17 protein-coding genes are annotated in these 23,071 nt (G+C 72.3%); 10 read left to right on the top strand and 7 right to left on the bottom strand.

Annotated features, from left to right (window positions below; translation table 11 throughout):
* Positions 1-15: 15 nt before the first annotated feature.
* A complete protein-coding gene (locus ACFUN8_RS01150; RefSeq protein WP_383629839.1) occupies positions 16-3,189 on the bottom strand; it encodes an alpha-mannosidase in 3,174 nt (1,057 codons plus the stop codon).
* Positions 3,190-3,408: 219 nt separating this feature from the next.
* On the opposite strand from ACFUN8_RS01150, the gene ACFUN8_RS01145 reads away from it, so the two are divergent.
* Positions 3,409-3,828: an ATP-binding protein gene (locus tag ACFUN8_RS01145; RefSeq protein WP_383629837.1), complete on the top strand. Its 420-nt coding sequence runs from the start codon at positions 3,409-3,411 to the stop codon at positions 3,826-3,828.
* A 140-nt stretch (positions 3,829-3,968) separates the two neighbouring features.
* On the opposite strand, the gene ACFUN8_RS01140 is transcribed toward ACFUN8_RS01145, so the two are convergent.
* The gene (locus tag ACFUN8_RS01140) at positions 3,969-5,048 is read right to left on the bottom strand and encodes a DUF2637 domain-containing protein (RefSeq protein ID WP_383629835.1); all 1,080 of its coding nucleotides are present in this window, start codon (positions 5,046-5,048) and stop codon (positions 3,969-3,971) included.
* A 225-nt stretch (positions 5,049-5,273) separates the two neighbouring features.
* Positions 5,274-6,125, bottom strand: coding sequence for a (2Fe-2S)-binding protein (locus ACFUN8_RS01135; RefSeq protein WP_383629833.1), 852 nt, complete (start codon positions 6,123-6,125; stop codon positions 5,274-5,276).
* 167 nt (positions 6,126-6,292) lie between these two features.
* Here ACFUN8_RS01135 and ACFUN8_RS01130 point away from each other — a divergent pair, with 167 nt between their 5' ends.
* Positions 6,293-7,108, top strand: a complete 816-nt coding sequence (locus ACFUN8_RS01130) for a GntR family transcriptional regulator (protein ID WP_383629831.1) — start codon at positions 6,293-6,295, stop codon at positions 7,106-7,108.
* A gap of 76 nt (positions 7,109-7,184) precedes the next feature.
* Here the strand turns inward: ACFUN8_RS01130 and ACFUN8_RS01125 are convergent, their stop codons facing one another.
* Both ACFUN8_RS01125 and ACFUN8_RS01120 read right to left on the bottom strand, forming a co-directional pair.
* Complete coding sequence (locus ACFUN8_RS01125; protein WP_382560686.1) at positions 7,185-7,943, bottom strand: hypothetical protein; 759 nt, start codon at positions 7,941-7,943, stop codon at positions 7,185-7,187.
* A gap of 369 nt (positions 7,944-8,312) precedes the next feature.
* Positions 8,313-10,061, bottom strand: a complete 1,749-nt coding sequence (locus tag ACFUN8_RS01120) for a PucR family transcriptional regulator (RefSeq protein WP_383629828.1) — start codon at positions 10,059-10,061, stop codon at positions 8,313-8,315.
* Between the two features lie 319 nt (positions 10,062-10,380).
* On the opposite strand from ACFUN8_RS01120, the gene ACFUN8_RS01115 reads away from it, so the two are divergent.
* The 5 genes from ACFUN8_RS01115 to ACFUN8_RS01095 all read left to right on the top strand — a co-directional run bounded on the left by ACFUN8_RS01115 (position 10,381) and on the right by ACFUN8_RS01095 (position 17,189).
* On the top strand, positions 10,381-11,271 hold the full coding sequence (locus tag ACFUN8_RS01115; RefSeq protein WP_383629826.1) for an FAD binding domain-containing protein: 891 nt from the start codon (positions 10,381-10,383) through the stop codon (positions 11,269-11,271).
* Between the two features lie 2 nt (positions 11,272-11,273).
* Positions 11,274-11,879 (top strand): (2Fe-2S)-binding protein, encoded by a 606-nt coding sequence (locus tag ACFUN8_RS01110; protein WP_383629824.1) that lies wholly within the window; start codon positions 11,274-11,276, stop codon positions 11,877-11,879.
* 2 nt (positions 11,880-11,881) lie between these two features.
* Entirely contained in the window at positions 11,882-14,266 is a 2,385-nt protein-coding gene (locus ACFUN8_RS01105) for a xanthine dehydrogenase family protein molybdopterin-binding subunit (protein ID WP_383629822.1), read from the top strand.
* A 205-nt stretch (positions 14,267-14,471) separates the two neighbouring features.
* Positions 14,472-15,932 carry an NCS2 family permease gene (locus tag ACFUN8_RS01100; RefSeq protein WP_383629820.1) on the top strand — a complete coding sequence of 487 codons (1,461 nt, stop codon included), beginning with the start codon at positions 14,472-14,474 and terminating at the stop codon, positions 15,930-15,932.
* A gap of 105 nt (positions 15,933-16,037) precedes the next feature.
* The gene (locus ACFUN8_RS01095) at positions 16,038-17,189 is read left to right on the top strand and encodes an XdhC family protein (RefSeq protein ID WP_383629818.1); all 1,152 of its coding nucleotides are present in this window, start codon (positions 16,038-16,040) and stop codon (positions 17,187-17,189) included.
* 3 nt (positions 17,190-17,192) lie between these two features.
* On the opposite strand, the gene ACFUN8_RS01090 is transcribed toward ACFUN8_RS01095, so the two are convergent.
* Complete coding sequence (locus tag ACFUN8_RS01090) at positions 17,193-18,713, bottom strand: serine hydrolase domain-containing protein (protein WP_383629816.1); 1,521 nt, start codon at positions 18,711-18,713, stop codon at positions 17,193-17,195.
* A gap of 109 nt (positions 18,714-18,822) precedes the next feature.
* On the opposite strand from ACFUN8_RS01090, the gene ACFUN8_RS01085 reads away from it, so the two are divergent.
* Positions 18,823-20,043 (top strand): sensor domain-containing protein, encoded by a 1,221-nt coding sequence (locus ACFUN8_RS01085; protein WP_383629814.1) that lies wholly within the window; start codon positions 18,823-18,825, stop codon positions 20,041-20,043.
* Entirely contained in the window at positions 20,034-20,681 is a 648-nt protein-coding gene (locus ACFUN8_RS01080; RefSeq protein WP_383629812.1) for a response regulator, read from the top strand. Before ACFUN8_RS01085 ends, ACFUN8_RS01080 begins: the two co-directional genes overlap by 10 nt.
* 25 nt (positions 20,682-20,706) lie before the next feature.
* On the opposite strand, the gene ACFUN8_RS01075 is transcribed toward ACFUN8_RS01080, so the two are convergent.
* Positions 20,707-21,117 carry a hypothetical protein gene (locus ACFUN8_RS01075; RefSeq protein ID WP_383629810.1) on the bottom strand — a complete coding sequence of 137 codons (411 nt, stop codon included), beginning with the start codon at positions 21,115-21,117 and terminating at the stop codon, positions 20,707-20,709.
* 131 nt (positions 21,118-21,248) lie between these two features.
* On the opposite strand from ACFUN8_RS01075, the gene ACFUN8_RS01070 reads away from it, so the two are divergent.
* The gene (locus ACFUN8_RS01070; protein ID WP_383629808.1) at positions 21,249-23,051 is read left to right on the top strand and encodes a glycoside hydrolase family 9 protein; all 1,803 of its coding nucleotides are present in this window, start codon (positions 21,249-21,251) and stop codon (positions 23,049-23,051) included.
* Positions 23,052-23,071 lie beyond the last annotated feature (20 nt).

Raw genomic sequence — 23,071 nt, 5'->3', positions numbered from 1 at the left:
CCCCGCCCGCCGGTCCTACGCCGGCGTGAACCGCAGCGTCAGGATCTGGAACGGCCGCAGCGCGACCCGCAGACCGTCCGCCCCCGTCCCCGCCTCGTGCAGCGGACGCTCCAACAGATCGGTGACCTGGGCCGATACGACGGGGAAGCCGGTCCGCAGCAGGCCCGACGCGCGGTTGCCGGCCGACTCGTAGAGCCGTACCACCACATCGCCGCTACGGTCCTCGGCCAGCTTCACCGACTCCACCGTGATCGCCGGATGGTCGACGGCGACCAGCGGCGCCGACGGGGGAGCGGCGGCGACCCGCAGCGGCAGATTGAGCGCCAGGCCCTCACGGACCGCGTCGGTCACCTCGGCGCCGGGCGCCAGCGCGTAGCTGAACCTGTGCGTGCCCAGGTCCGTCTCCGGGTCCGGGCTGTGCGGGGCCCGCAGCAGCGTCAGCCGTACCGTCGTCCCCAGCCCCTCGCCGTGCGCGCTGCGCGTCACGTCGTGGCCGTACGTCGAGTCGTTGACCACCGCCACGCCGTACCCGGGCTCGGCGACCCGCAGCCAGCGGTGCGCGCAGATCTCGAACCGGGCCGCGTCCCAACTGGTGTTGGTGTGCGTGGCGCGGTGCACATGGCCGAACTGGATCTCGGCGGTGGACCGTTCGGCGTGCACGTCCAGCGGGAACGCCGCCTTCAGGACCTTCTCCGACTCCTGCCAGTCGACCTCCGTGACGACGTCCACACGCCGGCTGCCGGCCGCGAGCCGGATCTCCTGCACGATCCACGACGAGCCGAACGTACGGACCACCCGGACCGTCGCCCGCAGCGGACCCTGCTCGACCAACTGCACCGACTCCGCCTTCGTGAGGTCGGTGTGCCGGTTCCGGTAGTGCCGGTCGATGTCCCACGCGTCCCAGTGGTTGGGGTGGTCCGGGTGCAGCTGGAGCAGATTGCCCCGGCTGCCCGGCGCCAGCACCTCTCGGTCCGCCGTCAGATCGCGTACGGAGCTGAGCAGGCCGTCGCGGTCGACGGTGACCCGCAGCAGCCCGTTGTCGAGGGTGACCACGTCCGAGCCCTCGGCGCGCGTCGTGACGCCCGTGGTCCCGTCCGCCGGCTCGGCGGCGGCCAGCGTCGTCACGCCCAGCGCGGGCACGCGTACGGCGACGGCCGAGCGGCCGTGGCTGTTCAGCGCCTGCACCGCGCTGCCCTCGGGGATGTCGGCCGTGTCGGCCTCGACGATCTCGGTCCGTTCGTACGGCGAGGCGTTGAGCACCGCCGCACCGCCACCCGCACCGCTGTCACCCGCACCGCTGTCACTCGCCCCGCTGTCACCCGTGCCGCCACTCGTACCGCCGCCGAGCGCCGCGACGGCCGCCGCCGTGATCGCCGTCAGCTCCTCCCGTACCGCCGCGTAGGTGTCCCGCGCCTCCCGGTGCACCCACGCGATGGACGAGCCCGGCAGGATGTCGTGGAACTGGTGCAGCAGCACCGTCTTCCACAGCCGGTCCAGCTCCTCGTACGGATACGCGTACGACGGCGTCCGCAGCGCGGCGACCGTCGCCCACAACTCGGCCTCCCGCAGGAGGTGTTCACTGCGCCGGTTGCCCTGCTTGGTCTTCGCCTGCGTCGTGTACGTCGCCCGGTGCAGCTCCAGATACAGCTCGCCCGACCAGACCGGGGCCTTCTCCCCGTACTCCTCCTGGGCGGCGGCGAAGAACGCGGCGGGCTTCTCGATCTCCACGCGCGGCGAGCCCTCCAGGGACTTCAGCCGGCGCGCCTTCTCCAGCATCTCGCGGGTGGGACCACCACCGCCGTCGCCCCAGCCGAACGGGACCAGCGAGCGCGACGCCCGGCCCTTGTCGGCGAAGTTCCGCTCGGCGTGGGCCAGTTCGGACGCGTGGAACTGCGCGTTGTAGGTGTCGACCGGCGGGAAGTGTGTGAAGACCCTGGTGCCGTCGATGCCCTCCCACCAGAAGGTGTGGTGCGGCATCTTGTTGGACTGGTTCCACGACAGCTTCTGCGTGAGGAACCACTTCACCCCCGCCAGCTTGGCCAGTTGGGGGAACGCGGCCGTGTAGCCGAAGGAGTCCGGCAGCCAGATCTCCTCCGTCTCGACCCCCAACTCCTCCCGGAAGAAGCGCATTCCGTGCACGAGCTGCCGGGCCAGCGCCTCGCCGCCCGGCATGTTGGCGTCCGACTCCACCCACATCGAGCCCACCGGCGCCCAATTGCCGTCCGCCACGGCCTTCTTGATGCGCTCCCAGATGTGCGGCTGGTGCTCCTTGACCCATGCGTACTGCTGGGCCTGCGAACAGGCGAAGACCAGCTCCGGATACTCCTCGGCGAGCGCGGTGACGTTGGCGAACGTCCGCGACGCCTTCCGTACGGTCTCGCGCAGCGGCCACAGCCACGCCGAGTCGATGTGCGCGTGCCCGGCCGCCGAGACACGGTGCGCGCTGGGCGCGGCCGGACTCGCCAGGACCTCCGCCAGCTCGGCGCGGGCCGCCACCGCCGTACCCGCCACGTCGTGCAGGTCCAGCGCGTCCAGCATGTTCTCCAGGGCGCGCAGGATCTCGTGCCGCCGCGACCGGTCGACGGGCAGCTCCGCCATCAGCTCGGACAGCACCTCGATGTCGAGCACCAGATGCCACACGTTCTCGTCCAGCACCGCGATGTCGGCGGCGGCGAACGTGTACAGCGGGCTGTCACCGGCGGTCGTCACGTCCCCGAGAGCCGACGGCGTGAAGTCGCCCGGCATCGACGGGTTGGCCGCCGCCTCCAGGAGCAGATGGACCGCCTCGCCGCCGGTGGCGGGCGCGCCGACAGGGACGTGCCGGTTACGCGGGTGCACCCCCTTGATGGGCACACCGGCCGCGTCGTACACCATCCCCTCGGCCTGGAAGCCGGGCCCCTCGCCGGTGAAGCCCGGGTCGATCACGACCTCCACGCGCCGCCCGGCGTACTCGTGGGGGACGGTGCCCTCCAGCCGGAACCAGCTCGTGGACCAGGGCGGACCCCAGGGCGTACCGGTCTCGAACGGCGCGTACGTGCCCTGCAGAGCCTGCCCCACGGGCACCGGCTCGCCCGGCACCTCCCAGACCGAGAGGGCGAGCGGCGTCCTCGCCGCGTACTGCGCGGGCCGGATGAACTGGCGCAGGGCGCGGTCCAGACGTCCCTCCACCAGGGTGCGATCGTCGTGCATCAAGGCTCCTCAGGTCTACGGCTCAGCCTTCCGGAACGGCAGACTCCAGGTGTCCGGCCGATCTCGCAACCCCTCACTTCCCATGACGTGCGCCGGGCACTCGCTGTCACCATCCCGGATCGTCATGAGTGGCCGGTGGTGTGTGGGGCATGCATCTCGGGGAGAGCGTTCAAGAGAGGAAGCTCGTTCAAGCAATAGCGGCATGGGGGGACAGGAGACATGAAAGGCACGGGGGAGCAGGCGCGGCTGCTGCGCAAGCAGTTGCTCCGCAGAGTGGAGAGCGCCGATCTCACGGCGGTGCCGGAGGTGAGGCACGCGCTGCGCGAGCTGCTGAGCCACTGGCGAGCACGTGAATCGGCGGAGGTGGCGGAGCTGCTCACGAGCGAGCTGGTGACCAACGCGCTGGTGCACACGGAGTACGGGGCCGTGGTCAAGGCCACCGTCGCCGACTCCCAACTACGGGTGGAAGTACGGGACTTCGTCGAAGCGCCGCCGACGCCGAACGAGCCGACCGAGGACGACGGGACGCACGGACGGGGGCTGGTGCTGGTGCAGGGACTGGCCGACGCCTGGGGCGTACGGGCGCAGGGGCTGGGCAAGATGGTCTGGTTCGAGCTGAACGCCGGGACGGCCGCCTGAGCGATACCCGCGCCCTTGACCCACGCCCCCAACCACGCCCCCGATCCACGCCGTTGACCTGCGCCGTTGACCTGCGTCCTTGGGACGGCGAACCGGCGCGACGGTCTCCCGTCACGCCGGTCGCGTGTACATCTCGGTACTCAGCCGAACTGCTGCTCAAGGTCCTTGAGTTTGCGCTCCAGGGAGTCGAGCCGCGGCAGCGCCTGTGTGTCGTCCTCGGCGGTCAGGTCGACGGTGCGGCCCTCGGAACCCTTCACTGCCTGAAGGGAGGGCCGTGATCGTACGGGCAACTCGTCCGGCTCGCGGAGCGCGGGTATGACAGGCTCCGGCGCCGCCGGGCCCACCGCCGGCGGCGAACCGCTCCCGCCGCCCACGGCCGGTACGGCCGCCGCCCCCGCCATCTCGATCTGGCGGCCACGGCCACGCCCCCAGGCCCGGTGCTGCCGGTTGAGCGCCTTGATCCTCGCCCGGCCCAGCTTCTCCTGCTCGCGCCGCTGGTGCTTGTTCTGCGCCTTCTGCCTGCGGTCGTCACGTACCTCGTCGACCGCCTCGTCCAGCGTGCGTACGCCTTCGAGAAGCATCAGCGACCAGGCGCCGAACGTCTCACGGGGCGCCCGCAGCCAGCGGACGATCCGGATCTGCGGCAACGGACGGGGCACCAGGCCCTGTTCACGCAGCGCGGCACGCCGGGTCTGCTTCAGTGCCCGGTCGAAGAGCACGGCGGCCGAGAGCGACATGCCGGCGAAGAACTGCGGCGCTCCCGCGTGTTCCAGACCGCGCGGCGCGTGCACCCAGTTGAACCAGGCGGCGGCCCCGGCGAACGTCCACACCAGCAGCCGCGAGCCGAGAGCCGCGTCGCCGTGGCTGGCCTCGCGCACGGCCAGTACGGAGCAGAACATCGCCGCCCCGTCGAGGCCGAACGGGACGAGATACTCCCAGCCGCCCGTGAGGTTGAGGTTTTGCCGGCCGAAGCCGACGAGCCCGTGGAAGGAGAGCGCGGCGGCCACCGCGGCGCAGCAGAACAGCAGCACGTAGGAGGCGGTCCCGTAGACCGCTTCCTTCCGTCTGCGGCGTTCCTCGCTGCGTTCCCAGGAGTCCTCGGCCGCGGTCTTGACGCCGGCGCGCTTGCCGCGCGCGATCATTGCCACCGCCGCCAGGACCCCGACGAGCATCACGCCGCCCGGAAGCAGCCAGTTGAGCGTTATGTCGGTCAGTCGCATGCGGTGTCCCTTGCATCGCAGTGGGGCGTTTCGGGCGCCATATTGGCCGAACCGCGACCGTGCTCAGAGGGTTTCGGGACAAGAGAACGCCAACGAGGCGCAAGGACACGCGAATAGGGGCGATCTGCTCGAACGGACGCATGGAGAGGGCGAGTTGCGTTCGATTTCTGACCACCCCGATGCCACCTGGACGGGTGGCATGGTTCGACGAACCCCGCGGGAGCGTCAGTTGCTGTTTGCGGTCAGCCGGCGGACCCGGTCGGAGTCGCACGTACGCGGGCAGGTCACGCACGTGTCCTCGGGCCGCAGCGTGTAGAAGAGGCAGCAGCTCGCCCGGTCCCTGGTGGGCAGCGATTCGCCGCCGGGGCCGCGCAGTTCGCGGAAGCCCGCCGTACCGACGTACGGCTTCGTGGTGCCCGGCAGCAGCAGTTCGAGCTCGGCCATCGCGCGCCGCTCCTCGCCCAGCAGATGCGCGACGTACCAGAGGCCCTCGACGATCTCGTCCGTCGCCATGCCCCACAGGGCGTGGTTGCGGCGCCGCATACGCGGCCCGAAGCCGGCCAGCACCGGGCCGAGATGCTCGGCCACCGCCGACCGCACCTCCGCGCGCAGGGCCTCCTCGTCCGGGACGACCCTGGCGCCGGGCAGCGCGGCGGCCGGGTCGTCGGGCAGACAGGCGAACTCGTCGACGCGCACGGCCATCCGGCCCCGCGCCCGCTGGAAGGAGACGTGTTCGACGGGCACCCGCGGCACCCGGCGGCTCACGAACCACGGCACGGTGATCAACAGGCAGGCGGGCCAGGCGTAGCGGTGCAGTCCGAAGGTCGCGACCACGTCCGGGCGGGCCCGCTGTCCGTAGTCGCGGACCACCTGCGCGTCGTCCCAGGCGAGATAGGTGTCGACGGCGGGGCCGCCCGCCGCGAGGTCGGTGGCGCCGACCCAGCCGTCGCCCGTGGCCGGCCGCTCACTGCCCGTCAGCTCGTCGATGCCCAGCGAGGGGAACACCTCGGTCAGTCGCCGGTAGGCATCGGCGACCGGTGAGGTGAACCGGCCGGGCAGCAGAGCGTGCGCAGACATTCGTGGGGACCACCGAATCGCGATCGTTTGAAGGTGAGGCTTACCTTACCCGACACGATAGATGTTTGAACTGTCACCCTGTCCGCCTATGGTGCTCCGGGGGCTCGGTTCGCGCGAGCCGAGCCGGGATGAGCTGGCCGAACGCGGCAATCGGAGGAGGAGGCGCGGTGGAGCAGGGCAGAGCGCACGACGACGCCTCGGCGCCCTCCGGCACCCGGGATCAGGCGCCCTCACCCGTTCGGACGCAGGTCGGCGGCACCCCACGGGTACCCGAGCAGGCACGCGGGGAGCACACCCACGACGCGGCTCGCCCCGCGCCCGCTGCGTCCGCCACCCCCTCCGAGCCGGGCGTACGCCGTACGGTGCGTCGTCACTCTGTGCGCCGCCAGATCCTCGACGCGCTCCGTACCGCCCTCGTCAGCGGCGAGCTGGTGCCCGGCGAGGTCTACTCCGGCCCCGTACTCGGCGAGCGCTTCGGCGTGTCCGCCACCCCCGTGCGCGAGGCGATGCAGCAGCTCGTCCTGGAAGGCGCCGTCGAGGTCGTGCCCAACCGCGGCTTCCGGGTCACCGAGCGCACCGCCCGCGACCTGGCGGAGCTGGCCGAGGTACGCGCGCTGATCGAGGTCCCGGTGATGCTCGGACTGGCCCGTACCGTCGCCGCCGAGCGCTGGGCGGAACTGCGCCCGCTGGCCGAGGCGACCGTCACGGCGGCGGCGGGCGGCGACCTCGCCGCCTACGCCGACCACGACCGCGCCTTCCACGGCGCCCTCCTCGGCCTCTCCGGCAACCGGCAACTGGTCATGGTCGCCGCCGACCTGCACCGCCGCGCGCAGTGGCCGCTCGCCGGTGCCCCGAGGGCGATCAGGGCCGCGCTCGTCGCGGACGCCGCCGAGCACTCCGCCCTGCTGGACGCGCTGATCGCGGGGGATCTGCCGGTCGTGCGCACGCTCGCACGGGAGCACTTCATGGGCGGCGCGGGCTGACCGCTCAGCCCTGGCGCGCGGCACGTGTCCCCGGCTTCGGTGTCGCGCGCTTCCTCGCCGCGTGCGTCCGGAAGGCTCAGGCCGCCGTGCTCGGTGCGAGTTGTGCGGCCAGCCAGGTCGGGACGCCGTCCAGCAGGCGGAACAGCCGTCCCGCCTCCGCCCGCAGCCGGGTCGCCTCCGGTTCCGGTTCCGCGTCGGCCAGGGCCGCGAGGGCCGGAGCCGTGCCGACCAGATAGCCCAGCTCCTCGCGGATCCGCAGCGACTCCCCGAAGCCGTGCCGGGCCTCCGCCAACTCGCCCTCGCGCAGGGCGAGTCCGGCCAGATGGCGCCAGGTGAAGGAGAGCAGCAGGGTCTGTCCGTGCGCGGTGGCGCCCGCGTGGGCGCGGCGGTAGGCGGCGAGGGCCGACTGCGGGGAGTCCGAGAGGTGTTCGGCGATCAGGCCGCGGCGGAAGTCGAGCAGCGGCCGGCCGAGCGCCGTCGGTGTGAGCAGCGCGGCGGCCCTGCCGAGCGCGGCACGCGCCTCGTCGGCGCGGTCCCGTACGCCGAGGATCGTGGCCGCGTACGCGAGATGACCGCGCTCGCTGGCGGCGCCGCCCCGTTCGTCGTCCTCCCGGGCGGTGGCCTCCGCGACCCGGAGGGCGTCCTCGGCCTCGGGCCAGCCGTCCCCGGTGAACAGACAGCGCTCCACCAGCAGTGACGCTCGCTGGAGGGAGGGCGCGGCTCCCGGATGGGGTGCGAGCAGGGCGGCAGCGTCGGTCCAACAGCCGCGCGAGCGCAACCGCCATACCGCGGTCTGGAGTGGGTCGTCCCCGGCAGTGGATCCGGAACCAGACATGGCGGTATCCGCCACATTGCCCTCCCCGAGCGCGCCATTGTGCTGTTGAGTTCTCCCGCATCTCAGCACGGATCGGCACGCCGGGCCAATAGCTCAGGTGAAAAAATTCACAATGCCTTGGTCAACAAGGGGTCGACAACGGGCCGTTCGATGCTCCGTCAGGGCCTCCCAAAGCCCCCTCCGAGAGGCCGGTCGGGACCACCGTCACCCGGCCTGACCAGCGGGAGTCATCCTCCGGCGGACGGTGGGGAGTTCCCGGCGACGGCGGCCACGGGCCGGTCCACGTCGAACAGTTGGATCTCGTGGTGACCGCCACGGGTGACGGCGGTCAACCTGGCACGGGGTGACGGCCCGACGCCGCCCGCGCCCTCAGCTCATCCGGAGCGCCAGGAAGAAGTCCAGCTTGTCCTCCAGGCGGGACAGGTCGCGGCCCGTCAGCTGTTCGATACGGCCCACCCGGTACCGCAGCGTGTTCACATGCAGATGCAGTCGGGCCGCGCAGCGGGTCCAGGAGCCGTCGCAGTCGAGGAAGGACTCCAGCGTCGGGACCAGCTCGGCGCGGTGCCGGCGGTCGTAGTCCCGCAGCGGGTCGAGCAGCCGCGCGGTGAACGCGCGTCGTACGTCGTCCGGGACGAACGGCAGCAGCAGTACGTGCGAGGCCAGCTCGTGGTGCCCGGCCGCGCACACCCGGCCGGGGCGGGCCGCGGCCACCCGGCGGGCGTGGCGCGCCTCCTCCAGCGCGCCCCGCAGACCGTCCGCCGACCGCACGGCGGCGCTGACGCCCAGGGTCAGCCGGCCGTCGTCGGCGAGTCCGGCGGCCAGCGGTTCGCGTACGGCCGCCAGCAGCACGTCCGCCTGGAGACCCGCGTCCGCCGCCTTCTCCGCCGCCTTCTCCGCCGCCTTCGGATCCGTCCCGCCCTCGCCCGCGTCCTCGCCCTCCGCGTCAGCCGCGGGAGGCACCGGCGCCGGCATCGGTACCAGCGCGATCGCCTCGCCGCCCGTGTGCGCCACCGCGATCCGGTCGCCGGACTCCATGCCCGCCGCCGCCGGATCGACCAGGATCTCCTCAAGCAGCGACTGCGCGACCGCCCCCGCCTCGACCGCGCCGCCCTCGCCCTCCCAGTCGACCCGCGCCACCACGATCTGCCAGTGCGGGGCCGCCCCCTGGCCGGGCAGCAGCACCGGCGCCGCGACCCGCAGCCGCGCCGCGATCTCGGCGGGCGGGGCGCCCGTCTGGACGAGTTCCAGGATCTCCTGGGCGAGCCGGCGCCGTACCGTACGCGCCGCGTCCCGCCGGTCCCGTTCGACCGCGATCAACTGGGTGACGCCCTGGAGGAGATCCAGCCGGGGCGCGCCCCACTCACCGGCGTCCGCCTCGACGGCCAGCAGCCAGTCGGACAGGACGCTCTCCCGTACGTCCCGGGCCGGCCCGCCGGGCGGCGCGGCACGGCCCGGACCGCGTACCGGGAACAGCGAGTACGTCGTCCCGCCCAGAGCCACCCGGTGCGGCGCCCGCCGCCCGCCGCGCGTCGCCGTCAGATGCTCCGCGGCCAGCGCCGCGCCGGCCGCGGCGGACAGTGGCTCACCCGCGCCGGCGACCCGCCGCCCGGTGGGCGAGAGGACCCAGGCCCGCATGTCGAGGTCCGTACCGAGCAGGTCCAGTACGACCTCAGGACCGCCGCCGGTCGGGCCCGACGTCATCAGCCTGCGGTGCCGGTCGACGACGGCGGCCAGATCCCCGGCCCGCTCGCCGGACACCTGCCGCACCACGTACTCGGTGATCGACGCGAACGCGACGGTCTCGTTCACCGCGAAGAGCGGCAGCCGGTGCCGCGCGCACGCCCTGACCAGGTCGTCCGGGATCGCGCCCAGCTCCGCCTCACCGGCCGCGAGCCCCGCGACGCCGGCGCCCGCGATGAGCCGTACGAAAGGCTCGGAGTCCTCGGGGGTACGCCGCCACGCCAGACCGGTCAGGACCAGCTCACCGCCCGACAGATAGCGGCTCGGGTCCCGCAGGTCGGTGGTCATCACGCCGCGTACGGTCCGGTCCAGCTCGTCCTGGCCGCCGAGCAGCCGCAGGCCCAGCGCGTCGGTCTCCAGCAGTGCGCGCAGCCGCATCTCGTCGCCGCCGATCTGTGTCGTCGTTCGGGCTCGTGTCCCGGCTCGTGTCCCGGCTCGTCGTCCGGGTGGGCAAGGTGGGTGTGCGGCGTTCCGCGAGCGTCCGCCGCGGCGCCATTTGTTCGAATCTACAAGACCCGGAAGCCGCCCAGCCAACTCCTTCATGGTTTCGGTGACTGCACCGGACGGAGCACGGCCCGGTGTACTTGGGCCACGCAGCGTTAACAGCTAGTGAACAACCGCATGAGAAAAAGAAGCCGAGACTCCGGCCGTCCCCGGGCTCCAGTGAACGACCGATCACGAATGAAGAGAGCCACTCATGGACTTCCTTCGCCCCGCAGGCTGGGAGGAGGCGCTCGCCGCCAAGGCCGAGCACCCCACCGCCGTCCCCATCGCGGGTGGCACCGATGTCATGGTCGAGATCAACTTCGACCACCGGCGGCCCGAGTACCTCATGGACCTGAACCGCATCGGCGAACTGCGCGAATGGGCGGTCGGCGAGGAGCACGTCCGGCTGGGCGCCTCCGTCCCGTACACCGAGATCATGGAACACCTGCGGACCGAGCTGCCCGGACTGGCGCTCGCCTCGCACACCGTCGGCTCGCCCCAGATCCGCAATCGCGGCTCCGTCGGCGGCAACCTCGGCGCGGCCTCGCCCGCCGGGGACGCGCACCCCGCGCTGCTGTCCGCCGGCGCCGAGGTGGAGGTCGAATCGGTACGCGGCGTCCGCCGCATCCCCGTCGAGGAGTTCTACACGGGCGTGAAGCGCAACGCGCTGGCCCCGGACGAGCTGATCAAGTCCGTCCTCATCAAGAAGGCGTCCGGGCCGCAGCAGTTCTCCAAGGTCGGCACGCGCAACGCGATGGTCATCGCGGTCTGCGCGTTCGGCATCGCCCTGCACCCCGACTCCCGCACCGTGAAGACCGGCATCGGCTCCGCCGCGCCCACCCCGCTGCGGGCCCGCGCCGCCGAGGACTTCCTCGACGCGGCGCTGGAGGAGGGCGGCTTCTGGGACAACGGCAAGGTCATCACCCCCTCGATCGCCAAGCAGTTCGCCGACCTCGCGGCCGGCGCCTGCAACCCGATCGACGACGTGCGCGGCACCGCCAAGTACCGCCGCCACGCGGTGGGCATCATGGCCCGCCGCACGCTCGGCTGGACCTGGGAGCAGTACCGGGGCAACCGCAACACGCTTGAAGGAGCTGCATAACGATGCGCGTGAACTTCACGGTCAACGGCCGTCCGCAGGAGGCCGACGACGTCTGGGAGGGCGAGTCCCTGCTCTACGTCCTGCGTGAGCGCATGGGCCTGCCCGGCTCGAAGAACGCCTGCGAGCAGGGTGAATGCGGCTCCTGCACGGTCCGCCTCGACGGTGTGCCCGTCTGCGCGTGTCTCGTCGCGGCCGGCCAGGTCGAGGGCCGCGACGTGGTCACCGTCGAGGGTCTGGCCGACTACTCCAAGCACCGCGCCGACGCCCACCCCGGCGCCGGCTGCGCCCCCGCCGACGGCTGCGGTACGAGCGTCCAGCAGGCCCGGCAGTGGCAGGCCAAGGGTGCGCAGGGCACCGACTCCCAGACCGGCGAGGGCGGCGAACTCTCCGCCATCCAGGAGGCGTTCATCGACGCGGGCGCCGTCCAGTGCGGCTTCTGCACCCCCGGACTCCTGGTCACCGCCGACGAGATGCTGGAGCGCAACCCCTCGCCGTCCGACGCGGACATCCGCGAGGCGCTCTCCGGCAACCTCTGCCGCTGCACCGGCTACGAGAAGATCCTCGACGCGGTCCGCCTCGCGGCCGCCCGGCAGTCCGAGGCGGTCTGACCATGGCAACCACCGGTACACCCACGAACATCACCCAGGGCTCCACCACCAAGGGCGGCATCGGCGAGTCCACACTCCGCCCCGACGGCACCCTCAAGGTCACCGGCGAGTTCGCGTACTCCTCGGACATGTGGCACGAGGACATGCTCTGGGGCCACACCCTGCGCAGCACCGTCGCGCACGCCGAGATCCGCTCCATCGACACGGCCGAGGCGCTGGCCACCCCCGGCGTCTACGCCGTCCTCACCTACGACGACCTGCCGACCGAGGTGAAGCGGTACGGCCTGGAGTTCCAGGACACTCCCGTCCTCGCCCACGGCAAGGTCCGCCACCACGGCGAGCCCGTCGCGATCGTCGCCGCCGATCACCCCGAGACCGCGCGCCGCGCCGCCGCCAAGATCCGTATCGACTACGTCGACCTGCCGGTCGTCACGGACGAGGCGTCCGCCACGGCCGAGGGCGCGCCGCTGATCCACGAGAACCGCGACGACCACCACGCCGGCCATGTGTCGCACCCGAACATCGTGCACCGCCAGCCCATCGTGCGCGGCGACGCCGCGGCGGCCGCGGAGCGCGCCGACGTGATCGTCTCCGGCGACTACGTCTTCGGCATGCAGGACCAGGCGTTCCTCGGCCCGGAGTCCGGCCTCGCCGTGCCGGGCGAGGACGGCGGCGTCGACCTGTACGTCGCCACGCAGTGGCTGCACTCGGACCTCCGCCAGATCGCGCCCGTCCTCGGCCTGCCCGAGGACAAGGTCCGTATGACGCTCTCCGGCGTCGGCGGCGCCTTCGGCGGCCGTGAGGACCTGTCGATGCAGATCCACGCCTGCCTCCTCGCGCTCCGCACCGGCAAGCCCGTCAAGATCGTCTACAACCGCTTCGAGTCCTTCTTCGGGCACGTCCACCGCCACCCCGCGAAGCTCTGGTACGAGCACGGGGCCACCAAGGACGGCAAGCTCACCCATCTGAAGTGCCGGATCGTGCTGGACGGCGGCGCGTACGCCTCCGCGTCCCCTGCCGTCGTCGGCAACGCCTCGTCGCTCTCCGTCGGCCCCTACGTCGTCGAGGACGTCGACATCGAGGCCCTGGCGCTCTACACCAACAACCCGCCGTGCGGCGCGATGCGCGGCTTCGGAGCCGTACAGGCGTGCTTCGCCTACGAGGCGCAGATGGACAAGCTCGCCGCCGCACTCGACATGGACCCGGTGGAGTTCCGCCGCCTCAACGCCATGGAGCAGGGCACCCTCCTGCCGACCGGCCAGCGCGTCGACTCGCCCGCCCCCGTCGCCGAGTTGCTGCGCCGCGTCAAGGCGCGCCCGCTGCCGCCGGAGCAGCAGTGGCTCACGGCGGGCGAGGCCGCCGACGTACGGGCGCTGCCCGGCGGGCTCTCCAACACCACGCACGGCGAAGGTGTCGTACGGGGCGTGGGCTACGCGGTCGGCATCAAGAACGTCGGCTTCTCCGAGGGCTTCGACGACTACTCCACCGCCCGTGTGCGGATGGAGGTCATCAACGGCGAGCCGGTCGCCACCGTGCACACCGCGATGGCGGAGGTCGGCCAGGGCGGCGTCACCGTCCACGCGCAGATCGCCCGCACCGAACTGGGCGTCGCGCAGGTGACGATCCAGCCCGCCGACACCCGTGTGGGGTCCGCCGGTTCGACGTCCGCGTCCCGTCAGACGTATGTCACGGGCGGCGCGGTCAAGAACACCTGCGAGCACGTCCGCGAGCGGGTCCTGGAGATCGGCCGCGCCAAGTTCGGTACGTACCATCCCGCCTGGGCCACGGCCGAGCTGCTGCTGGAGAACGGCAAGGTCGTCACCGACGGCGGCGAGGTCCTGGCCGCTCTGGTGGACGTCCTGGAGGGCGAGTCGGTCGACCTCGAACGTGAGTGGCGCCACCGCCCCACCGAGGCGTTCGACCTGCGTACGGGGCAGGGCAACGGCCATGTCCAGTACTCGTTCGCCGCGCACCGCGCGGTGGTCGAGGTCGACACGGAGCTGGGCCTGGTCAAGGTGATCGAGCTGGCCGTCGCCCAGGACGTCGGCAAGGCGCTCAACCCGCTCTCCGTCCTCGGCCAGATCCAGGGTGGCACCACCCAGGGCCTGGGCGTGGCGGTCATGGAGGAGATCATCGTCGACCCGAAGACCGCGAAGGTGCGCAACCCGTCCTTCACGGACTATCTGATCCCCACCATCCTCGACACGCCGACGATCCCCGTCGATGTGCTCGAACTGGCCGACGAGCACGCGCCGTACGGGCTGCGTGGCATCGGCGAGGCCCCGACCCTGTCGTCGACTCCCGCCGTGCTCGCGGCGATCCGGAACGCGACGGGTCTGGAACTGAACAGGACACCGGTACGGCCGGAGCACCTCACCGGCACATGACCGGCCCGCTCCGGGCGGCGCTGTTCCCCACCGCCCGGAGCCCGTCACCGCCGCACCGCTCGCGGCGGCGAGGCACCACCACGTCAGTCAGGAAAACCCAGTTCGCCTCGGGCCGTCCCCCGGGTCGTGCAGCCCACGCACCATCCCAAATCCCGCATCTGAAATCACCACGCGGGTGCCCCTGTGAACCTTGGGAGTAGGCACCATGACCCAGCAGTCCGTGGAGCCCAGGACAACCGCCGAGGACGCCGGCTCAGGCTCGCGTCCCCCGGCCGGAAGGTCCTGGCTCGACCGGTATTTCCACATATCCCAGCGGGGATCCACCGTCGCGCGTGAAGTGCGCGGCGGCGTCACGACCTTCATGGCCATGGCGTACATCCTGCTGCTCAACCCGCTCATCCTGGGCGGCAAGGACGTCGCGGGCAATGCGCTCAGCCAGCCCGCGCTGATCACCGCCACCGTCGTCGCCGCGGCCGTCACCACGCTGCTGATGGGCTTCGTCGGCAAGGTGCCGCTGGCCCTCGCCGCCGGGCTCTCCGTCTCCGGCGTGATCTCCACGCAGGTCGCGCCCAACATGACGTGGCCGCAGGCCATGGGCATGTGTGTGATGTACGGCGTCGTGATCATGCTGCTGGTCGTCACCGGCCTGCGCGAGATGATCATGAACGCCATCCCGCTCGCGCTCAAGCACGCGATCACCATGGGCATCGGCACCTTCATCGCGCTGATCGGACTCGTCAAGGCGGGCTTCGTGCACGCCTCCCAGGGCGGCGGACCCGTCACCCTGGGCCCGGCCGGTGAACTGGCCGGCTGGCCCGTCCTGATCTTCGCCGCCACCCTCCTGCTGATCTTCATGCTCCAGGCCCGCGACGTGCCCGGCGCGATCCTGATCGGCATCGTCGTCGGCACGGTCGTCGCCGCCGTACTGAACGCCACCGGCGTCGTCGGCGCCAAGGCGTGGGCGAGCGGACCGCCCGAACTGACCGGCAGCGCCGTCTCCATGCCGGACTTCTCGCTCTTCGGGGACGTCGAGTTCGGCGGCTGGGGCGAGGTCGGCGCGATGACCGTCGGCATGATCGTCTTCACGCTCGTGCTGGCCGGCTTCTTCGACGCGATGGCCACCATCATCGGCGTCGGTACGGAGGCCAAGCTCGCCGACGACAAGGGCCGGATGCCCGGTCTGTCGAAGGCGCTGTTCATCGACGGCGCGGGCGGGGTCGTCGGCGGTGTCGCGGGCGGCTCCGGCCAGACCGTGTTCGTGGAGTCCGCGACCGGAGTCGGCGAGGGGGCCCGTACGGGCTTCGCCTCCGTCGTCACCGGCCTCTTCTTCGCCGCGTGCCTGTTCTTCAGCCCGATCACCCAGATCGTCCCCGGCGAGGTCGCGGCGGCCGCCCTGGTGGTCATCGGCGCGATGATGATGCAGAACGCCAGGCATGTGGACTGGAACGACCGGGCCGTCGCCGTACCGGTCTTCCTGACCGTCGTGATCATGCCGTTCACCTACCAGATCACCGCCGGGGTCGCCGCAGGCGTCATCTCCTACGTCGCCATCAGGATCGCCCAGGGGAAGGCCAGGGAGATCGGCGCGTTCATGTGGGGACTGACCGTGATCTTCCTCGTCTTCTTCGCGCTCCACCCGATCGAGGGCTGGCTCGGCGTGAGCTGACCCCGCCAGGCCCCGCCAGGCCCGCCAGGCCCCGCCCGGGCCCGCCGGCGCCGACGCGCCGCGACCCTCCGCACATCCGATACTGAGAGACCAGAGGAGGCCGACATGCTGGACATCGCCGAAGAACTGAACCGGTGGGTCGAGCAGGGACGTGACTTCGCCGTGGCCACCGTCGTGGCCGTCGGCGGCAGCGCGCCCCGGCAGCCGGGCGCCGCCCTCGCCGTGGACAGCGAGGGCACGGCGATCGGCTCGGTCTCCGGCGGATGTGTGGAGGGCGCGGTCTACGACCTGTGCCGGGAGTCCCTGGACGACGGCCGGACCGTCCTGAAGACCTTCGGCTACAGCGACGAGGACGCCTTCGCCGTGGGCCTGACCTGCGGCGGAGTCATCGACATCCTCGTCACCCCGGTACGCGCGGACTCTCCCGGCCGGGAAGTGTTCCGCGCCGCGCTGTCCGCCGCCGCCGGAGGGGAGGCGGCGGCCGTCGCCCGGCTCACCGACGGTCCGGCGGAGCTGCGGGGCCGGGCCCTCCTCGTACGCCCCGGGGGAGCGTACGAGGGGACGCTGGGCGGCCACCCGGCGCTGGACGACACGGCGGCGGGCGAGGCCCGCGCCCTGCTGGACGCGGGCCGTACCGGCACCGTCACGATCGGCGAGGACGGCTCGCGCTGCGGGCAGCCGCTGACGCTGTTCGTCGAGTCGAGCGTGCCCGCCCCGCGCATGATCGTCTTCGGCGCGATCGACTTCGCGTCCGCCCTGGTCAGGGTGGGGAAGTTCCTCGGTTACCACGTCACGGTATGTGACGCCCGCCCCGTGTTCGCCACCCGCGTCCGCTTCCCGGACGCCGACGAGATCGTCGTGGACTGGCCGCACCGCTACCTGGGGTCGGCGGAGACCGACGGGCGTACGGTGCTCTGCGTCCTGACCCACGACGCCAAGTTCGACGTCCCCCTGCTGGAACTCGCCCTCAAACTGCCCGTCGCCTACGTCGGCGCCATGGGCTCACGGCGCACGCACCTGGACCGCAACGAGCGGCTGCGCGGCGTCGGCGTCACCGAACTGGAACTGGCGAGGCTCCGCAGCCCCATCGGCCTGGACCTGGGCGCGCGTACGCCGGAGGAGACCGCCCTGTCGATCGCGGCGGAGATCGTCGCGAACCGGCGCGGCGGCACCGGCGTCTCCCTGACCGGCGCGCACACCCCGATCCACCACGACGGGAACCGGGCCCCCGCGCGCCGTATCGGCTCGGTCGCCTGAGCGTTACGAGGCGGCTGCCCGGCGCCGCCGGACCAGCCCACGGGTCAGGTGCGCACCCCGTACCGCGAGCACCACGGCCGAGGCCAGGGCCGCCGCCGCGACACACACGTACAGCGCGGGCCACACGTACAGCACCTGGTCGAGCGTGCCCTCGCGCCGCATCAGCAACCCCACCAGCTCCGGGAGCAACGGGAAGAGGGCGACCAGCCCCGCGTACGGCAGAGCCCGGGGAACCGCACGCCACAGCGGGCGCCCGGCCGCACGCCGCGCCCAGCCCGCCGCCCGTACGGTGCCGAGCGTGCCCAGCCCCAGGGCGAGCAGGGTGAGCGCGGCCAGGACATGGTCGGCGGTCATGGTGAACGGTTTCTCGATCTCCGGCGGGCGCCCCTCGGCCAGCTCACGCAGGCCGTCCGCGATCCCCGCGCTGTCGTCGCCGGAGATCATGCCGGTGTCGCTGACGACGGCGATGCCGATCCTCCGCTCCGGCAGCAGGATCTGGATGGCGTTCTGGGTCAGCAGCTCACCGGTGTGCCGGATCTCCCGCGGCCCGTCTCCTCCCTCCGCCTCGCCGAGCGACCAGCCCATCGCGTACTCCTCGCCCTTCGGCGGCGTGTGCGTGGTGGCCACGCTCCGGGCCGAGGCGACGCGTCGCCCGTCCGCGCCGACACCGCCGTTGTTCTGCGCGATCAGCCAGCGCGCGAGATCGTCGGCGGTGGTGACGACCCCGTGCCCGCCCGCCGTGAACCAGCGCGGATGCGCGCGCTCGATCACACGGCCGTAGGCCCGTACGTACCCCCGCGCGTCCTCGGGCATGTCGGTCGTGGAATCGACGGAGCGCGAGTCCGCCATCCGCAGGGGTGCGAACACGTGCGTGCGGAGGCGGTCGGCGAACGGCTCCCCTGTGACGACCTCCACCAGCCGGGCCGCGACGAAGTAGTTCGGGTTGTGGTAGCTCCACCGGGTCCCCGGCTCGGCGGCGAGACGCGCGCCGCGCATCCGCGCGACCGCTCCCTTCAGCGTGTGCGCCTGCGGCAGCGTCAGATCGGGAAACGCCGAATCGGCCATGCCGGACGTCTGGTTGAGCAACTGCCGGACGGTGATCCGCTCCGCGCGCCCGTCGGCCATGGTGAATTCCGGCAGGTAGACGCGGACCGGCCGGTCGAGGTCGACCTTCCCCGCCTCGACGAGCTGCATGACGGCGAGCGCGGTCATGGACTTGGAGAGCGAGGCCACGGGCACCGGGGTCCGCCCGGTCATCGTCAGCCCGCCGGCGGTGTGCCCGTATCCGGCGGTGTGGACGACGTCGTCGCCCCGGGTCACGGCCACCACGGCACCCGGCAGGCCGGTCTCGTCCAGATAGTCGTTCAGGAAGCGGTCTATCGCGGCGGGCGTGAGGGACGCGGACACCGGTTCGGCGAAGGCGGCGGGCGGTTCGGCGACGGCGGCGGGCGAGAGGCCCGCCAGCGCCGCGACGGCGAGGCCGAGCGCCGGTATCAGGGCCTTCTTCTTCGTTCTGATCCACATGCCGCTCATCCCACCGCCGGCCGGGGGTCCGGCACATTGGCGTGCGTGGGAGTACGAAGGTAGTGCTGGTCCTACTGTCCGGACCGCGGCCCCCGGCTACGGTCGGTGTGTGCAGCACACAACAGCCTGGCGGGCCGTCTCCCGGAGCCCGTGGAAGTTCCTCACCTCGGCCTGGCCCTGGCGGTCGTTCCTCTACCTCCTCACCGGCGGTCTCTTCGGCGCGCTCGTCCTGGTGGTCCTGCTGGCGATGACCCTCGCCGGTGTCGTCTCGCTCGTCGTGGGCGTCGGAGCCGTCCTCCTGCTCGGGGTGAGCCTGTCCGGCATCGTCGTCAGCCGGGTCGAGCGCCGGCGGGTGCGGCTGATGGACCCCGACCCGCTCCCGGACCCGCACCGCCCGCCGGCCGGACCCGGACTGCGCGGCTGGCTGGCCACGCGGCTGCGGGAGCCCGCCACCTGGCGTGAACTGGGCTTCACCGCCGCGTCGTTGGCCGCGATGTGGTGGATGGACGTGCTGGTACTGGGACTCTCGCTCGCCGTCCCGGTGCTGCTCGCCACCTCACCCCTCGACGATCCGGGCGCCTGGCCGCTGGTGGTCGTCGCGGTGCTCCTGGTGCCCGTCGCGCCGTACACCATCACCGTCTGGGCCGCGGCGCGGGCCGCCATGACCCGGGCGATCCTCGCGCCCCGCGACGGTGAACTCGGCCGTCGGCTGACCGAGGTCCGGGCCTCGCGGGCCCGGCTGGTCGGCTCCTTCGACGCGGAGCGCCGCCGGATCGAGCGGGACCTGCACGACGGCGCCCAGCAGCGGCTCGTCTCGCTCAACGTCCGGCTCGGCATGGCCCGGCTGGACACGGAGCCGGGCTCGTCCCTCGCCCGGCAGCTCGACGCCGCGCAGGAGCAGGTCGCCCTGGCCGTCGACGAGTTGCGCGAGCTGAGCCGGGGCGTGCACCCCAAGGCGCTGACCGACCACGGACTGCCCGAGGCCGTCGGCAATCTCACCGCCCGCTCCGCCCTGCCGGTCACCGTCGACATCCGGCTGCCGCACCGCCCGCCCGCCGCCGTGGAGACGGCCGCGTACTTCGTCGTCGCCGAATCCCTCGCCAACGCGACCAAGCACAGCGCGGCCACCCGCGCGGAGGTGCACGCCCGGCTGCACGCCGACGTACTGACGCTCAGCATCACCGACAACGGTGTGGGCGGCGCCGATCCGGCGGCCGGGACCGGGCTGGTCGGCCTCGCCGACCGGATAGCGGCGGCCGACGGCCGACTCCGGATCTCCAGCCCCGCGGGCGGACCGACCCTGCTCCACGTGGAGATCCCATGTCGCTGACCATCGTGCTCGCCGAGGACTCCCCACTGATGCGGGACGGCCTGGTCGGCGTGCTGACCCGGTTCGGCCACCGGCTCGCCGCCGAGGTCGGCGACGCGAACAGCCTGGTCACGGCGGTCCGTACGCACCGGCCCGACATCGTCGTCACCGACATCCGCATGCCACCGGACCACTCGGACGACGGCCTGCGCGCCGCGGTCGCCCTGCGCCGCGAACATCCCGCGCTGCCCGTCCTGGTGCTCAGCCAGTACGTCGAACAGTCCTACGCCGCCCGGCTGCTCGACCTCGGCAGCGACGGCGGCGTCGGCTATCTCCTCAAGGACCGGGTCAGCGCGGTCACGGAATTCGTCGACGCGGTCACCCGCGTCGCCGCCGGCGAGACGGTGGTCGACCCGGAGGTCGTACGCCAACTCCTGCACCGGCGGCAGGATCCGCTCCGGCGGCTCACCCCCCGGGAGCGCGAAGTGCTCTCCCTCATGGCGGAGGGGCGCGCGAACGCGGCGATCGCGCGCCACTTGTACGTGACGGAGGCGGCGGTCAACAAGCACGTCAGCGCCATCCTCCAGAAACTGGACCTCCACGTGGACGGCGAGGGCCACCGCCGCGTACTCGCCGTCCTGGCGTATCTGCGCGCCTGATCCACGCGGGTCCGCGACAGCCCGTTCAGACCGTCGAGGCCGTCGGGCGCGGGCGTTCCCTCCGTAGCGCGACCCACATGGCGCCGCCGCCCAGTACGCCCGCGGCGACGTACATCCGGCGCAGCTCCGGTGACGCGCCGAGCGAGCAGAGCAGGATCGCCGCACAGCTGAGGACCACGACGGCCCACCTCCGCCGGATCCCTCCCCACGCACCCCTGATGCCCTCGCGAGTGCGTACGGCGACCACCAGCGCCCCCGCGAGCAGCGCCAGCGCGGCGCCCGCCGCCGCGGTGCCCAGGCGCGGCCAGGCGCCGTCCGGTGCGAGACCGGCGACGGTGAGGGCGGCGGCGACGAGCAGCCCCGACACGGGCGGCAGCCAGGTGGGGCGGTGGGCGGGGGCGGGTCGGGAGTTCATATCGGCCAGGATTTCAGCCACTTTCCGGAATCTCAAATGCCATCGGTGAGTGAAAGGCACAGGTCACCGGGGTGTCGATCCTATTTGCCGCGAATCATCCGTTACGTTCTGCGCGACCCGATCCCAGGTGTGCCGTACGGAGGAGTCGACCTGTGCGTACGTCCCTGTTCTTCCCGCTGTCGCTCGCCCTGGTCGCCGCCGTGGTGCCCGCCGAGCCCGGCCCCCGGCCCGCCGATTCCGGTCCCGGCCCCGTCCTCGTCAACCAGATCGGTTACGCCACCGGCGCCGACAAGATCGCGACCGTCGTCGCGGCGGCCACCAAGCCCCTCACGTGGCGGCTCAAGGACGACAAGGGCCGCACGGTCGCCTCCGGCGCCACCCGTGTCGTCGGTGCCGACAAGGCGTCCGGCGACCATGTCCACCAGGCCGACTTCTCGCGGGCCACCGGACAGGGGGTCCGGCGGCTCACGGTCGCGGGCGTCGGTACCAGCGTGGCGTTCACCGTCACCCGTAAGCCGCTCTACCCGGACCTCGGACGCGAGGCCATGCAGTACTTCTACTTCCACCGCATGGGCACCCCGGTCGAGGCCGAGTACCTCCAGCACGCCGCCCACGCGCACGCCGCGCTGCACCCCGGTGACACGTCCGTTCCCTGCTACAAGAACTGGTGCGGCAAGAGCGGGGGCAAGGCGCAGCGGCTGAATGTCGTGGGCTCCTGGGCCGACGCCGGCGACTTCGGCGTCTACCCCGTCAACCACGCCATCTCCGCCTGGACGCTGCTGAACCTCTACGAGCGCGAGCACACCGCGTACGCGGACGGCAGCCTGGCCGTACCGGAGCGCGCCAACGGCGTGCCCGACCTCATCGACGAGGTCGCCCACGGCTCACGCTTCATGTCCGGCATGCTGCCCAGGACCGGCCTGGCGTCGCACAAGGTGCACAACCACACCTGGAGCGCGTTCCCGGTCAAGGACATCGCCGCCGAGAACGCCCTGCCGCGCTCCGCGATGCCGCCGTCCACCAACGCCACCTACGCCGTGGCCCGTACGAACGCCCAACTGGCCCGCGTACTGCGCGAGTTCGACGCCAAGAGGGCCAACTCGCTCTGGGCGTCCGCGCAGGAAGCCTTCAAGCGCGCCGAGGCGCGCCCCGACGTCGACTACCCCGAGGCCAACGACGGCACCGACGCCGAGGGTGGCGGCGACTATCCCGACACCCAGAACAGCGACGACCGTTACGCGGCGGCCGCCGAGCTGTACCTCACCGCCGAGCAGCGTGCCGACCGCGCCGCCAAGGGCTACCGGAACGCCGTGACCGGCTCCCCGCACTACGGCGAGATCGGCCCCGTCGACTGGGGCCGGGTCGCCGCCGCCGGCAGCCTCTCCCTCCTCGCCGTGCCCAACGCACTGCCCGCCGCCGACCTGGCCCGGATGCGCGCGAACCTGCGCACCGCCGCCGACGAACTGGTCAACACCCAGCAGCGGGAGGGCTATCCGGCCCTGCTCTCCGGCGCCGAGCCCTACCCGTGGGGCTCCAACTCCGCCATCGTCAACCGGATGATGCTGCTCGGCACCGCGTACGACATCGGCCACGACCGTCGCCATCTGAAGGCGATGCACCGGGCCATGGACTATCTGCTCGGCACCAACGCCATGCGGATCTCGTACGTGACCGGCTACGGCCCGCACCGGGAGACCGACCTGCACGACCGGCTCGCCTGGGGGCAGTACCCCAAGACCCCGTACCCCAAGGGCTGGCTCTCCGGCGGACCGAACAGCGCCCTCATCAACGACCCGGTCACCCCCACCGGACGCCCCGCCGCCAAGTCCTACGCCGGGCCCGGTACGGCGCCGAGCGCCTGGGGCTCCAAGGAGAACACCATCAACTGGAACGCGCCGCTCGTCTGGGTGGCGACCTACCTCAAGTCGACCGCCCCGGACCTGACTTCACGCTGACGCCGAACGCCGGCCCGCGC

Origin of the sequence: Streptomyces sp. NPDC057307, from assembly GCF_042667665.1 — a bacterium.
GTDB lineage: Bacteria > Actinomycetota > Actinomycetes > Streptomycetales > Streptomycetaceae > Streptomyces.
This window is presented reverse-complemented; position numbering and strand designations above follow the sequence as displayed.